The following is a 13,642-nucleotide window of genomic DNA, read 5'->3' on the forward strand; positions in this document are numbered from 1 at the left end:
GCCGAGAGGTCCCGCTCAATTGCGGTCATGCGCGGCCTAATGGGCGACCGGGCCCACGACCCGCGCGCCGTCGCGGGTGTAGCGCAGTCCGTCCGTAGACGGCACGCGCCGTACCGCGCTGGGCTGAGAACCTGGGCCAAATTTCGGCGGCCAAGAGGTCCCGCTCGGTCGCGAGCAGGCGCCTCGGTCGCGATCGTGCGCCCGGCGCGGTGGGCGCCCGGGACCGCGACCCGTGCGCCGTCCAGGGTGTAGCGCAGTCCGTCCGTAAATGGCAGGCCGCACCGAGCTGGGCTGATCCCGCTTGATCCCGGTCAGGCGCCTCGGTGGCGGTCATGCGCCCGGCGCGGGCGGCAACCGGGCCCCGCGCGCCGTCGAGGCCGTCCCTGAGTGGCGCTGGGCTGCGGGGCGGGTCAGATCCCGGCGGCCGCGGAGAGGCCCTCTCGATCGCGGTCATGCGCGCGGCGCAATCGGCGCCCGGGACCGCCACCCGAACGCCGTCGAGGCCGTGCCGCAGGCCGTCCCACGCGGGCGGCAGCCCAGCCCCGCCGGGCTGGGCTGAGAGCCGGCGTGCGTCCCACGCGGGCGGTACCCCAGCCCCGCCGGGCTGGACTGACGGCCCGCGTCAGATCCCGGCGGCCGTCGAGAGGTCCCTCTTGAGTGCGGTCAGGCGGTCGGTCGCCGTTGAGCGTGCCGTGGGGAGCGCGGCGTGGTCGGGGACCGGGACCACGACCTCCAGGTAGCACTTGAGCTTGGGCTCGGTGCCGGAGGGGCGGACGACGACGCGCGCGCCGTCGAGGGTGTAGCGAAGGCCGTCCGTGGGCGGCAGCCCGTTCGCTCCGGCGGACAGGTCCTCGGCGCGGGTCACCGCGAGTCCGGCCAGTTCCGTCGGCGGCTGTTCGCGCAGGCGGCGCATCGCGTCGGTGATGACCGACAGGTCCTCGACGCGGACGCTGAGCTGGTCGGTGGCGTGCAGCCCGTGCGCGAGCGCCAGGTCGTCGAGCGCGTCCAGGAGGGTGCGGCCCTGCTCCTTGAGTTCGCTCGCCAGCTCGGTGACGAGCAGCGCGGCCGTGATGCCGTCCTTGTCGCGTACGCCCTCGGGGTCGACGCAGTAGCCGAGCGCCTCCTCGTAGCCGTAGCGCAGGCCGTCGACGCGGGCGATCCATTTGAAGCCCGTCAGCGTCTCCTCGTACGGGAGGGACGCGGCCTCGGCGATGCGGCCGAGGAGGGAGGAGGAGACGATCGACTCGGCGAGGACGCCGCTGACGCCGCGTGCGACCAGGTGCGCCGCGAGCAGCGCGCCGACCTCGTCGCCGCGCAGCATCCGCCAGTCGCCGCCGTCCTGGACGGCGACGGCGCAGCGGTCGGCGTCCGGGTCGTTGGCGATGATCAGATCGCAGTCGACCGTCCTGGCCGTCGCGAAGGAGAGGTCCATCGCGCCCGGCTCCTCCGGGTTGGGGAAGGCGACCGTGGGGAAGTCCGGGTCGGGCTCGGCCTGCTCGGGCACGAGGACCGGCTCGGGGAAGCCCGCGCGCGCGAAGGCGGCGAGGAGGGTGTCCTTGCCGACGCCGTGCATGGCCGTGTAGACGGTACGGGCCGTGCGCGCGGAGCCGGGGGCGAGGACGGCGTCCGTGCGCGCCAGGTACGCCTCAAGGACTTCCTCGCCGAGCGTCTCCCAGCCGGACTCGGGGCGGGGCACGTCGTGCAGCGAGGCCACCGCGTCGATCTCGGCGGCGATCTCCGCGTCGGCGGGCGGCACGATCTGGGAGCCGTCGCCGAGGTACACCTTGTAGCCGTTGTCGCGGGGCGGGTTGTGGGAGGCGGTGACCTCCACGCCCGCGACCGCGCCGAGGTGCCGGATGGCGAACGCGAGGACGGGCGTCGGCAGCGGCCGCGGAAGCATCGCGGCGCGCAGCCCGGCGCCCACCATCACGGCGGCCGTGTCGCGCGCGAAGTCGGCGGACTTGTGGCGCGCGTCGTAGCCGATGACGACGACGCCGTCGGTCTGCCCCTTGGCCTTCAGGTAGGCGGCGAGGCCCGCGGCGGCGCGGATGACGACCGCGCGGTTCATCCGCATCGGGCCGGCGCCCAGCTCGCCGCGGAGCCCGGCCGTGCCGAACTGCAGCGTGCCCGCGAAGCGCTCGCCGAGCGCGTCGAGGTCCCCGCTGTCGATGAGCGCGGCCAGCTCCTCGCGGGTCTCCTCGTCGGGATCCTCCGCCAGCCAGGTCTTCGCCCGGTCGAGGAGTTCGCTGCCTTGTACGGTCACGGTTGGCTTCCTTCAGACGTCGGCGTACGTATGAGGTGGTACGTACTACGGGTGCCCGGGTGGGTCAGATCTTCGCGAGGACCTTCGTCAGCAGCTCGCCCATGCTCGCGGCGGAGTCACGGCCGGCCTGGAGGACCTCTTCGTGGTTGAGCGGCTCGCCGGACAGGCCCGCCGCCAGGTTGGTGACCAGGGAGATGCCGAGCACCTCCAGACCCGCCTCACGGGCGGCGATGGCCTCCAGGACGGTGGACATGCCGACGAGATCGGCGCCGAGGATGCCGGCCATGCGGACCTCGGCCGGGGTCTCGTAGTGCGGGCCGGGGAACTGGGCGTAGACGCCTTCCTCCAGGCCCGGGTCGATCTCCTGGCACATCGCGCGCAGGCGCGGCGAGTACACGTCGGTGAGGTCCACGAAGTTCGCGCCGACGATGGGCGAGGTGGCCGTCAGGTTGAGGTGGTCGGAGATCAGCACCGGCTGGCCGGGGCGCATGCCCTCGCGCAGGCCGCCGCAGCCGTTGGTCAGCACGATGGTCTTGCAGCCCGCGGCGGCGGCGGTGCGCACGCCGTGCACGACGGAGGCGACACCGCGCCCCTCGTAGTAGTGGGTGCGGCCCAGGAAGACCAGGGCGCGCTTCGGACCGACCTGGTACGAGCGCACCGTGCCCTTGTGCCCGGCCACGGCGGCGCCGCCCTGGCCCGGGAGCGCGGTGAAGGGGAACTCGGCGGCGGGCGTGCCGAGCGCCTCGGCGGCGGGCGCCCAGCCGGAGCCCATCACGAGGGCGACGTCGTGGGTCTCGGCACCGGTCAGCTCGCGCAGGCGCGCGGCGGCGATGTCGGCGGCGGCGTAGGCGTCGCCCGGCAGGTCTTCCGGAGTAACAGATGCGTTCACGCGTTTGAGAGTAGCCGTTGAAGTCCTACGCGCGTAGATGACGAGCCCGACGGTATCGCGATCGTTGTCTTGTCGTTTCCGACGAAAACCGGCCCCGGTCCGAAAAGTGCCTGTTCAGCAGGGGCGCTTGCGCAGCTCCATCACATAGTCGTGCGGGGCGCCCGCGGACTCGGCCGCGTCGGCGATCTCGCCGAGGTAGCGCGCGGAGGGCAGCCCGCCCTCGTACCCGTTCAGGACGTACACCCATGCGGGCTCCTCGCCCTCCAGGGTGTCCACCCGAACGCGCATGCGCCGGTAGATGTCGAGCCCGACGCCCTCCCAGCGGTCCATGGAGTCCTCGTCCATGGGCGCGATGTCGTAGAGCGCGACGAAGACCTGTGAGCGGGGCGCCTCCACGATGGTGGCCAGCGCTCCTTCCCAGCCCATGTGCTCGCCCCCGAACGTCAGCCGCCAGCCTTGCAGCCACCCGGTCGCGCGGAGCGGCGAGTGGGGGGCGCGGCGCGTCATGAGCCGCGGGTCGAGATTGCCGGCGTACGCGGCGTAGAGCGACATGGGTCCGAGGGTACGGCAGTCGTCGCGTGCGCTCCTTGCGAAGTGCTTGCCACCCCGCGAGGGCACCACCTTGAGCGGTGCGGGACAATGGGGTACGTGACTCGGATCGTGATCATCGGTGGCGGACCTGGCGGATACGAAGCGGCGCTGGTGGCCGCGTCGCTCGGCGCGGAGGTGACCGTCGTCGACCGCGACGGTCTCGGCGGCGCGTCGGTGCTGACCGACTGCGTGCCGTCGAAGACCCTGATCGCCACGGCCGAGGTGATGACGACCTTCGACTCCTCCTACGAGGAGCTGGGCATCATCGTGGAGGACGACACCCCGGACCCGGACAGCCCGGCCCGCGTCGTCGGCGTCGACCTCGGCAAGGTCAACCGCCGCGTGAAGCGCCTCGCGCTCGCCCAGTCCCACGACATCACCGCTTCCGTCACGCGCGCGGGCGCGCGTGTGATGCGGGGCCGGGGCCGTCTCGACGGGCAGCAGGACCTGGACGGCTCCCGCAAGGTGATCGTCACCGCCGCCGACGGCTCCGAGGAGACCCTCACCGCCGACGCCGTGCTCATCGCGACCGGCGGCCACCCCCGCGAGGTCCCCGACGCGCAACCGGATGGGGAGCGCATCCTCAACTGGACGCAGGTCTACGACCTCGATGAGCTGCCCGAAGAGCTGATCGTGGTCGGCTCCGGCGTCACCGGCGCCGAGTTCGCCGGTGCCTACCAGGCGCTCGGCTCCCGCGTCACCCTCGTCTCCTCCCGCGACCGCGTGCTCCCGGGCGAGGACCCGGACGCCGCCGCGGTCCTGGAGGACGTGTTCCGGCGCCGCGGCATGAACGTCATGGCGCGCTCCCGCGCGGCTTCCGCCAAGCGCGTGGGCGACCGCGTCGAGGTCACCCTCGCCGACGGCCGCACCATCTCCGGCACGCACTGCCTGATGGCGGTCGGCGCCATCCCGAACAGCAGCGGGATGGGCCTGGAGGAGGCCGGGGTCAAGCTCAAGGACTCGGGCCACATCTGGACCGACAAGGTCTCGCGCACGACCGCCCCCGGCGTGTACGCGGCCGGTGACGTGACCGGTGTCTTCGCCCTCGCGTCGGTCGCCGCCATGCAGGGCCGCATCGCCATGTACCACTTCCTCGGCGACGCGGTGACGCCGCTGAACCTCAAGACGGTCTCCTCGAACGTCTTTACGGACCCGGAGATCGCCACCGTCGGTTACTCCCAGGCCGACGTCGACGCCGGGAAGATCGACGCCCGTGTCGTGAAGCTGCCGCTGCTGCGCAACCCGCGCGCGAAGATGCAGGGCATCCGCGACGGCTTCGTCAAGATCTTCTGCCGCCCCGGCACGGGCATCGTGGTCGGCGGTGTGGTCGTCGCGCCCCGCGCATCGGAACTGATCCATCCGATCTCGATCGCGGTCGACAACAATCTGACCGTCGAACAGATCGCGAACGCGTTCACCGTGTACCCCTCTCTTTCCGGCTCGATCGCCGAAGTGGCACGCCAGCTGCACGCACGGAAGACCGCCGAAGAGAGCTGAGCCCGGGTTTATACCACTCTCGATGGCGCTGTGCGAACAGAATCTGCAATTCGGCGCAAACTGCTGAAAGCAGACGGTCGTTGGGGTTACTGTCAGTTTCGTGTTCGCTGCAGAACGTCGTCAATTGATCCTCGAAATGGTGCGGGCCAATGGAGCGGTATCGCTCCGGGAGCTCGCCCGCGTCGTCCAGACCTCTGAAGTGACCGTACGGCGGGACGTGCGCGCACTAGAGGCAGAAGGACTCCTCGACCGCCGGCACGGCGGTGCGGTATTGCCGGGCGGATTCACGCGGGAGTCCGGCTTTCCGCAGAAATCACATCTCGCGACCGCGGAGAAGACGGCCATCGCCGATCTCGCCGCGGGCCTTGTCGAAGAGGGCGAGGCCATCGTGGTGGGCGCGGGCACGACCACGCAGGAGCTGGCCCGCCGGCTCGCGCGTGTGCCGGGCCTGACCGTCGTCACCAATTCACTCCTGGTGGCCCAGGCGCTGGCCCATGCCAACCGCGTCGAGGTCGTCATGACCGGTGGCACACTGCGCGGTTCCAACTACGCCTTGGTGGGCAGCGGGGCCGAGCAGTCCCTCCAGGGGCTCAGAGTCTCCCGGGCCTTCCTCAGCGGGAGCGGTCTGACCGCCGAGCGCGGACTCTCCACGTCCAACATGCTCTCGGCGTCGGTGGACCGGGCCCTCGTGCAGGCGGCGGCGGAGGTCGTCGTCCTCGCCGACCACTCCAAGCTCGGCACCGACACGATGTTCCAGACCGTCCCCACGGACGTGATCACGCGGCTTGTCACCGACGAACCACCCGCCCACGACGACCGCGCCGCCACGGAGCTCCAGGCGCTGGCCGACCAGGGCGTGCAGATCGCTGTCGCGGGGGCCGGGCAGGCATCGGCCGGAGGGGGTGATCCCGCCCCGGCGCGCCAACAGCGCCGGGACGTCCCCCTCCCGGGCCAGCGCCGCCAGCACCCTGGCGGAGGTCACCCGTTGCGGAGCGCGGCCCCGATCGAGCAGAGCCCTGAGCGCCCGGCAAGGGTGGCAGACCTGAGGCGCCGCTGAGAGAAGCGCCGCCAGGGGGACCCCGCTCCTCAATCGCCGGAGGGGCTTGATGTGATGCCCCGCAGGGTCAGTCGCAGCAGGCGGTCCGCCAAGTCCGGGTCCGACGGCGTCTCCTCAGCGGCCAGCGCGATCGCGTTCGTCAGTTGCAGCAGGTCCGAGATGGAGACGTCCTGCCGTACCGCCCCGGCCTGCTGGGCACGGTGGAGCAGCGCCTGTCCCGCCTCCCGCATCGGCGTACTGCACCGGGACAGCGCCGAACTCTCGTCCTGGGAGGCGGTCATGAGGGCGCGGGAGAGCCCCCGGTACTCACCGGCGTGCGTGATGATCTCGCGCAGCCAGGTCACGAGCGCCGCACAGGGCTGCGGAGCGTCGAGCAGGGCCCGTGAGCGGGCGAGCAGATCGCGCACCGCCTCCTCGAAGACGGCGCTGACGAGCGCGTACCGGTTCGGGAAGTGGCGGTACAGGGTGCCGATGCCGACCCCGGCGCCGCGCGCCACGTCCTCCAGGGACGCCCCGGTGCCGTGCTCGGCGAAGGCGGCGCGGGCCTGGACGAGCAGCCGCTCGTAGTTGCGGCGGGCGTCCGCGCGCATGGGGCGGGGGCGCTCGTACTCGGTGCCGGACGTCATCGGGCCTCCCTGGGCGTGCGCGGGGCCTTCAAGGATGCCTGATCGTCCGCGCGGACCGGCGCGGAGGGCGGGTGGCCCCGCAGTGACGCGGAACCGTTCGATCCGGCCTGGAGCGCGCCACGGGCATCGGCGACGGGACGTCCGGTGTCCGCCGGAGCGGGACGGCCGGTGGTCGCCGCGCCCGTTCCTGGCACGAGGGCACGAGGAAGCGCCCGACAAGCATGGCCTGTCGGGCGCTTCGACGTCGTACGCGGGGGCGTCAGTCCTTGATCTCGCAGATCACGGCGCCCGAGGTGAGGGACGCGCCGATCTCGGCGGACAGGCCCTTGATGGTGCCGGACTTGTGCGCGTTGAGCGGCTGCTCCATCTTCATGGCCTCCAGGACGACGACGAGGTCGCCCTCCTTGACCTCCTGGCCCTCCTCGACGGCGACCTTGACGATGGTGCCCTGCATCGGGGAGGCGAGGGAGTCGCCGGACGCGGCCGGGCCGGACTTCTTCGCCGCGCGCCGCTTGGGCTTGGCGCCCGCCGCCAGACCCGTACGCGCCAGGGACATGCCCAGCGAGGACGGCAGGGAGACCTCCAGGCGCTTGCCGCCGACCTCGACGACGATCGTCTCGCGGTCGCCGTCCTCGTCCTCGGCGGCCTCCGCGCCACCCGGGGCGAACGGCGGGATGTCGTTGACGAACTCCGTCTCGATCCACCGGGTGAAGATGGTGAACGGCTCGTCCGAGCCGGTCAGTTCGGGCGCGAACGCCGGGTCGGTGACGACCTTGCGGTGGAACGGCAGGGCGGTGGCCATGCCGTCGACCTCGAACTCGGCCAGCGCACGCGCCGAGCGCTCCAGGGCCTCCTTGCGGGTGCGGCCGGTGACGATCAGCTTGGCGAGCAGGGAGTCCCAGGCCGGGCCGATGACCGAACCGGCCTCGACACCCGCGTCCAGGCGGACACCCGGGCCGGCGGGCGGGTTGAAGACGGTGACGGTGCCGGGCGCGGGCAGGAAGTTGCGGCCCGGGTCCTCACCGTTGATGCGGAACTCGAAGGAGTGGCCGCGCAGTTCGGGGTCGCCGTAGCCCAGCTCCTCGCCGTCGGCGATGCGGAACATCTCCCGTACGAGGTCGATGCCCGCGACCTCCTCGGTCACCGGGTGCTCGACCTGGAGGCGGGTGTTGACCTCCAGGAAGGAGATCGTGCCGTCCGCGCCGACCAGGAACTCCACCGTGCCGGCGCCGACGTAGCCGGCCTCCTTCAGGATCGCCTTCGAGGCGGAGTAGAGCTGCTCGACCTGGGCGTCGGACAGGAACGGCGCCGGGGCCTCCTCCACCAGCTTCTGGTGGCGGCGCTGGAGCGAGCAGTCACGGGTGGAGACCACCACCACATTGCCGTGCTGGTCGGCCAGGCACTGCGTCTCCACGTGCCGCGGCTTGTCCAGGTAGCGCTCGACGAAGCACTCGCCGCGGCCGAACGCGGCCACCGCCTCACGCACCGCCGAGTCGTACAGCTCCGGGACCTCTTCGAGGGTGCGGGCGACCTTCAGGCCACGCCCGCCGCCACCGAAGGCGGCCTTGATCGCGATGGGCAGGCCGTGCTCCTCGGCGAAGGCCACGACCTCCTCGGCACCGCTCACCGGGTCCGGCGTACCGGCGACCAGCGGGGCCCCCGCACGCTGCGCGATGTGCCGGGCGGCGACCTTGTCCCCCAGGTCCCGGATGGCCTGCGGCGGCGGACCGATCCAGATCAGCCCCGCGTCCAGGACGGCCTGGGCGAACTCCGCGTTCTCCGACAGGAATCCGTAGCCGGGGTGGATGGCGTCCGCACCCGAGTCCTTGGCGGCCTGCAACACCTTGGCGATGTCCAGATAGCTGGTGGCCGGGGTGTCACCACCAAGGGCGAAGGCCTCGTCGGCCGCGCGGACATGCGATGCGTCCCGGTCCGGGTCGGCGTATACGGCAACGCTCGCGATCCCTGCGTCCCGGCACGCCCGGGCCACGCGGACAGCGATTTCGCCACGGTTGGCGATGAGCACCTTGCGCACGATGGCTCCCTCCTTGAAACAAGCCGAGTTTAGGGACTGCCGACACGGGGTTACGACCCGTCCCCAATGGTGAGCTTGCCCACACGGAGTGTGACTCGAGGCCCGCTCAGTCCGCGAAATCCCTTGTCGCGCCTGGCAGTGCGGGATCCCTCGGTCCAACCCTAGCCGGACGGTGTGGTCAAGGTCTCTGTGCGACCGCGCCCCGCCCCGTGGGCATTCTTTGTGGAGTCCCTACGAATGGCCCAATGATTCTTTGCCTTCCGCAGACCCCTTGTCCGCTGGTTTACCCGTTAGTAGCGTTCGCGATGTCTCGAAGATACTCGGGGTAACCGACTGTCGTACGCGAAGGTGGGTGGGACCGGTGGCGCGCAGACCGGTGGCGTGGGTGGCCGCGATCGTGTTGCTCGCGGAGGCGGTCGGGATCGTGCTGCTCAACTGGATCCTGGGGCTCGTGGTGCACCGGCAGGACATGTCGCTCGCCGGGCTCGATCCGGACGCCATGTCCGTGGGCGCCTGGATCGCGGGCGCCGTCTTCGGGCTCTATCTGGCGCTCTGCGCGTTCCTGCTCGCCCGCGCGGCCGCCACCGACCGCTCGCCGGGCACCTTCGGCCGGATCGTGCTGATCAGCGCGGCCGTCGTGCACGGCCTCCTCGGCGTGTTCACCGTCGGCCTGGTCGGCTGGCCCGCGTTCGCGTGTCTGATGGTCGTGCTGGCGCTGATCGTGTTCTCGCTGGTGTCGTTCGACCGCAGGGACCAGGGCCGTACGGCGGGCGACGACGACGCCGCCCCGCCGGTCCCGCCCGCTAGCGCGCCGGAGCCCACAACTCCGTGACGGAGACGCCCAGTTCCCCGAGGAGTCGGCGGAGCAGCGGCAGGGAAAGGCCGATCACGTTGCCGTGGTCGCCCTCGATGCCGTCGATGAACGGCGCCGAGCGGCCGTCGAGCGTGAACGCGCCCGCCACGTGGAGGGGTTCGCCGGTCGCCACGTACGCGGCGATCTCCTCGTCGCTCGGCTCGCCGAACCGGACGACCGTGGAGGCGGTCGCGGAGACATGCCGCTTGGAGGCGGTGTCGTAGACGCAGTGGCCGGTCTGGAGGGTGCCCGCGCGGCCCCGCATCGCCTTCCAGCGGGCCGTGGCCTCCTCGGCGTCCGCGGGCTTGCCGAGCGCCTCGCCGTCCAGGTCGAGCACCGAGTCGCAGCCGACGACCAGGGCGCCGCTCGCCTCGGGGCGCGCGGCCACCACGGACGCCTTGGCCTCGGCCAGGGCGAGCGCCAGTTCGGCGGGCGTCGGGGCGGACACGGCGTCCTCGTCGACCCCGCTGACGATCACCTCGGGGGCGAGACCGGCCTGGCGAAGGAGGCCGAGGCGGGCGGGGGACTGGGAGGCGAGGATGAGGCGGCGCGCGGCTGTCATGCGGCAAGCGTAGAGGAGCGGATCTCCACGAAGGCCCGCACCGCCCGTGCGCCTACAGCGCGCCGACGCCCACCAGCACCATGGCCAGGAGCGCGGCGAGCGCAAGGACGAGACCCGCGCGGCGCAGCATCTCCTGCGTCTCGCGGTACTCCTTCGGCGGCTCGTTCTCGGGGTCTGACCACAGCACACCACCGATAGTGCGCCGCACCGGACCGGAGCGCCTGAGTACGCGTACTCAGGCGCTCCGGGGTGTTGCCGGTGTCACGCCGGCCAGTACGTGCGCGACCAGCTCGACGGGCCCGGCGCGGGCAGGCGGCGCCGGGCGACGCGGGACGGGTCGGCCCAGGCGTCCCGGCGCGCCGCGGCGGCCGGGGCGTCGGGGACGGCCGCGGCGCGCGCCTGGACCACCGCCAGTGCGGCGGCCAGCTCCTCGGGGGTCGGGTTTCCCCGTACGACCTTGATCATCATCAGCGATGGCTCCCTGCGGCCGGTGTCCTCAGCGGTCTAGAGGGGGATGTTGCCGTGCTTTTTCGGGGGCAGCGACTCCCGCTTCGTACGGAGCTGACGCAGACCCTTCACGATGTGGGCCCGGGTGTCGGACGGCAGGATCACGGCGTCGATGTACCCGCGCTCCGCCGCCGTGTACGGGTTGAGGAGCGTGTCCTCATACTCCTGGATGAGCCGCGCCCGCGTCCCTTCCACGTCCTCGGCGGCGGCCAGCGTCTTGCGGTGCAGGATGTTCACCGCGCCCTGCGCGCCCATGACCGCGATCTGGGCCGTCGGCCACGCCAGGTTCAGGTCGGCGCCCAGGTGCTTGGAGCCCATGACGTCGTACGCGCCGCCGAACGCCTTCCGCGTGATGATCGTGATCAGCGGGACGGTCGCCTCCGCGTACGCGTAGATCAGCTTGGCGCCGCGCCGGATGATGCCGGTGTGCTCCTGCTCGACGCCCGGCAGGAAGCCGGGGACGTCGACGAAGGTCAGCACTGGCACGTTGAAGGCGTCGCAGGTCCGCACGAAGCGGGCCGCCTTCTCGGAGGCGTCGATGTCCAGGCAGCCCGCGAACTGCATCGGCTGGTTGGCGACGATGCCGACCGGGTGGCCCTCCACGCGGCCGAAGCCGGTCAGGATGTTCGGCGCGAACAGCGCCTGCGTCTCGAAGAACTCGCCGTCGTCCAGGACGTGCTCGACCACCGTGTGCATGTCGTACGGCTGGTTCGCGCTGTCCGGGACGATCGTGTCCAGCGCGCGGTCCTCGTCCGTCCGCGTCAGGTCCGCCTCCTCGGGGAAGGCGGGCGGCTCGCTCAGGTTGTTCGACGGCAGGTAGGACAGGAGCGACTTCACGTACTCGATGGCGTCCTTCTCGTCGCCCGCCATGTGGTGCGCGACGCCGGACTGCGCGTTGTGCGTGCGCGCGCCGCCCAGGTCCTCGAAGCCGACGTCCTCGCCGGTGACCGTCTTGATGACGTCGGGGCCGGTGATGAACATGTGGCTCGTCTGGTCGACCATCACCGTGAAGTCGGTGATCGCGGGGGAGTAGACGGCGCCGCCCGCGCACGGGCCCACGACCAGGCTGATCTGCGGGATCACACCGGACGCATGCGTGTTGCGGCGGAAGATCTCGCCGTACATGCCGAGGGCCATGACGCCCTCCTGGATGCGGGCGCCGCCCGAGTCGTTGATGCCGATGACCGGACAGCCCGTCTTCAGGGCGAAGTCCATCACCTTCATGATCTTCTGGCCGAAGACCTCGCCGAGGGCGCCGCCGAAGACGGTGAAGTCCTGCGAGAACACGGCGACCGGACGGCCGTCGACCGTTCCGTAACCGGTCACCACCCCGTCCCCGTACGGCTTGTTGGCCTCCAGGCCGAAGTCGGTCGAGCGGTGCCGGGCGAACTCGTCCAGCTCGACGAACGAGTCCTCGTCGAGGAGCAGATCGATCCGCTCACGCGCCGTCAGCTTGCCCTTGGCGTGCTGCTTCTCCACGGCGCGCGCGGAGCCCGCGTGCGTCGCCTCGTCGATCCGGCGCCGCAGATCCTCGATCTTGCCTGCGGTGGTGTGGATGTCGGCACTCTGGCGATCTTCCAACTCGGACATCGGGGCGCGGCTCCCTGACTGGCTACACGGGGACGGGTGGGGACGGTGACGACAACTGGGTCGTGGCGGGGACGGTGTACGGGGAATCAAACGGGCTACTGACTCGTAGGGTAGTGGCGCGAATACCGTTCGGCAGTGCGGTCTTTGCCACACCTAGGCTGGGTTGCATGACGCCGCGAGATGGTTCAGACGCGCACGACAACCGCTGGTCCGACCTGGACCGGCCGCCCCTCGGAGTGGCCGGGCTCCGCCGCTCCCTCCTGCGCGGGGAAGGGCTCTGGTCGTCCCTGGACGTGGTGCCCCGTACGGGCTCCACCAACACGGACCTGGTGGCGCGGGCCGCCGCCGGCACCGCCCAGGAGGGCGCGGTGCTCGTCGCCGAGGAGCAGAGCGCGGGGCGCGGGCGGCTCGACCGGCAGTGGACGGCCCCGCCGCGCTCCGGACTCTTCTTCTCCGTCCTCGTCAAACCCGGGGAGCACGAGGTGCCCGTCGAGCGGTGGGGGTGGCTGCCGCTGCTCACCGGCGTCGCCGTCGCCTCCGCGCTGTCCTCGACGGCCGGTGTCGACACGGCGCTCAAGTGGCCCAACGACGTGCTCCTCACCGTCGGCGGGGAGGAACGCAAGGCGGGGGGCATCCTGGCGGAGGCCGCCGGCGGTGGGGTCGTCGTCGGGGTCGGCCTGAACGTGTCGCTGCGGGCCGAGGAGCTGCCGGTGCCCGGGGCGGGGTCGCTGGCGCTGGCCGGGGCGAAGGTTCTCGACCGGGAGCCCTTGTTGCGGGCCGTGCTCAGGTCCTTCGAGCGGTGGTACGGGGAGTGGTGCGCGGCCGAGGGTGATCCGGGGTTGTCGCGGGTGCAGGAGGCGTACGCGGCGGGGTGCGCGACGCTCGGGCGGTCCGTGCGGGCGGTTCTTCCCGGGGACCGGGAGCTGGTGGGGGAGGCGGTCGCGGTCGACGGGGACGGGCGGTTGGTCATCGTCACGGATTCCGGCACCCGGGAGGCGGTAGGAGCGGGCGACATCGTCCATCTGCGCCCCGGCCCCCAATAGCCATTTGCCTGCGGCACCGTCGTGGTTGCTCGCGCAGTTCCCCGCGCCCCTGAGATGCGCACTGCGTGCGCCATCTCAGGGGCCCATGGGGCTGCGGCGGAGCCGCATGCCTCAGGGGCGCGGGGAACT

13 protein-coding genes are annotated in these 13,642 nt (G+C 71.8%); 4 read left to right on the forward strand and 9 right to left on the reverse strand.

Annotation, left to right across the window (positions count from 1 at the left end):
• Positions 1 to 622: 622 nt before the first annotated feature.
• The 3 genes from ABZ877_RS19625 to ABZ877_RS19635 form a co-directional block, all read right to left on the reverse strand.
• Positions 623 to 2,263 carry a phospho-sugar mutase gene (locus ABZ877_RS19625; protein WP_361072503.1) on the reverse strand — a complete coding sequence of 547 codons (1,641 nt, stop codon included), beginning with the start codon at positions 2,261 to 2,263 and terminating at the stop codon, positions 623 to 625.
• 64 nt (positions 2,264 to 2,327) lie between these two features.
• Positions 2,328 to 3,152 carry a purine-nucleoside phosphorylase gene (locus ABZ877_RS19630; protein WP_361072506.1) on the reverse strand — a complete coding sequence of 275 codons (825 nt, stop codon included), beginning with the start codon at positions 3,150 to 3,152 and terminating at the stop codon, positions 2,328 to 2,330.
• A gap of 114 nt (positions 3,153 to 3,266) precedes the next feature.
• Entirely contained in the window at positions 3,267 to 3,704 is a 438-nt protein-coding gene (locus ABZ877_RS19635) for a gamma-glutamylcyclotransferase (RefSeq protein ID WP_361072509.1), read from the reverse strand.
• Between the two features lie 87 nt (positions 3,705 to 3,791).
• Here ABZ877_RS19635 and ABZ877_RS19640 point away from each other — a divergent pair, with 87 nt between their 5' ends.
• Both ABZ877_RS19640 and ABZ877_RS19645 read left to right on the forward strand, forming a co-directional pair.
• The gene (locus ABZ877_RS19640) at positions 3,792 to 5,240 is read left to right on the forward strand and encodes an NAD(P)H-quinone dehydrogenase (RefSeq protein ID WP_361072512.1); all 1,449 of its coding nucleotides are present in this window, start codon (positions 3,792 to 3,794) and stop codon (positions 5,238 to 5,240) included.
• Between the two features lie 100 nt (positions 5,241 to 5,340).
• Positions 5,341 to 6,297 (forward strand): DeoR/GlpR family DNA-binding transcription regulator, encoded by a 957-nt coding sequence (locus ABZ877_RS19645; protein WP_361072515.1) that lies wholly within the window; start codon positions 5,341 to 5,343, stop codon positions 6,295 to 6,297.
• A gap of 29 nt (positions 6,298 to 6,326) precedes the next feature.
• On the opposite strand, the gene ABZ877_RS19650 is transcribed toward ABZ877_RS19645, so the two are convergent.
• Complete coding sequence (locus ABZ877_RS19650; protein ID WP_361072518.1) at positions 6,327 to 6,923, reverse strand: TetR/AcrR family transcriptional regulator; 597 nt, start codon at positions 6,921 to 6,923, stop codon at positions 6,327 to 6,329.
• Between the two features lie 259 nt (positions 6,924 to 7,182).
• A complete protein-coding gene (locus ABZ877_RS19655; RefSeq protein WP_361072521.1) occupies positions 7,183 to 8,958 on the reverse strand; it encodes a biotin carboxylase N-terminal domain-containing protein in 1,776 nt (591 codons plus the stop codon).
• 361 nt (positions 8,959 to 9,319) lie between these two features.
• Between ABZ877_RS19655 and ABZ877_RS19660 the strand changes: the two genes are divergently transcribed.
• Positions 9,320 to 9,790: a hypothetical protein gene (locus tag ABZ877_RS19660; RefSeq protein WP_361072524.1), complete on the forward strand. Its 471-nt coding sequence runs from the start codon at positions 9,320 to 9,322 to the stop codon at positions 9,788 to 9,790.
• Here ABZ877_RS19660 and ABZ877_RS19665 read toward each other — a convergent pair.
• From ABZ877_RS19665 to ABZ877_RS19680, 4 genes are all read right to left on the reverse strand, one after another.
• Complete coding sequence (locus ABZ877_RS19665) at positions 9,762 to 10,373, reverse strand: nucleoside triphosphate pyrophosphatase (protein WP_361072527.1); 612 nt, start codon at positions 10,371 to 10,373, stop codon at positions 9,762 to 9,764. The genes ABZ877_RS19660 and ABZ877_RS19665 overlap by 29 nt on opposite strands.
• Positions 10,374 to 10,425: 52 nt before the next feature.
• The gene (locus ABZ877_RS19670) at positions 10,426 to 10,560 is read right to left on the reverse strand and encodes a hypothetical protein (protein WP_361072529.1); all 135 of its coding nucleotides are present in this window, start codon (positions 10,558 to 10,560) and stop codon (positions 10,426 to 10,428) included.
• Positions 10,561 to 10,634: 74 nt separating this feature from the next.
• A complete protein-coding gene (locus ABZ877_RS19675; protein ID WP_361072532.1) occupies positions 10,635 to 10,841 on the reverse strand; it encodes an acyl-CoA carboxylase epsilon subunit in 207 nt (68 codons plus the stop codon).
• Positions 10,842 to 10,877: 36 nt separating this feature from the next.
• Entirely contained in the window at positions 10,878 to 12,470 is a 1,593-nt protein-coding gene (locus ABZ877_RS19680; protein WP_361072535.1) for an acyl-CoA carboxylase subunit beta, read from the reverse strand.
• 167 nt (positions 12,471 to 12,637) lie between these two features.
• On the opposite strand from ABZ877_RS19680, the gene ABZ877_RS19685 reads away from it, so the two are divergent.
• Entirely contained in the window at positions 12,638 to 13,513 is an 876-nt protein-coding gene (locus ABZ877_RS19685; protein WP_361072538.1) for a biotin--[acetyl-CoA-carboxylase] ligase, read from the forward strand.
• Positions 13,514 to 13,642: the final 129 nt, after the last annotated feature.

It is taken from the genome of Streptomyces sp. NPDC046939 (assembly GCF_040644575.1).
GTDB lineage: Bacteria > Actinomycetota > Actinomycetes > Streptomycetales > Streptomycetaceae > Streptomyces.

What these genes read in the sequence shown, in the direction of transcription:
- ABZ877_RS19685 (WP_361072538.1), top strand. Translation starts at nt 12,638, where the DNA reads ATGACGCCGCGAGATGGTTCAGACGCGCACGACAACCGCTGGTCCGAC.
- ABZ877_RS19680 (WP_361072535.1), bottom strand. Translation starts at nt 12,470, where the DNA reads ATGTCCGAGTTGGAAGATCGCCAGAGTGCCGACATCCACACCACCGCA.
- ABZ877_RS19675 (WP_361072532.1), bottom strand. Translation starts at nt 10,841, where the DNA reads ATGATGATCAAGGTCGTACGGGGAAACCCGACCCCCGAGGAGCTGGCC.
- ABZ877_RS19650 (WP_361072518.1), bottom strand. Translation starts at nt 6,923, where the DNA reads ATGACGTCCGGCACCGAGTACGAGCGCCCCCGCCCCATGCGCGCGGAC.
- ABZ877_RS19665 (WP_361072527.1), bottom strand. Translation starts at nt 10,373, where the DNA reads ATGACAGCCGCGCGCCGCCTCATCCTCGCCTCCCAGTCCCCCGCCCGC.
- ABZ877_RS19640 (WP_361072512.1), top strand. Translation starts at nt 3,792, where the DNA reads ATGGGGTACGTGACTCGGATCGTGATCATCGGTGGCGGACCTGGCGGA.
- ABZ877_RS19635 (WP_361072509.1), bottom strand. Translation starts at nt 3,704, where the DNA reads ATGTCGCTCTACGCCGCGTACGCCGGCAATCTCGACCCGCGGCTCATG.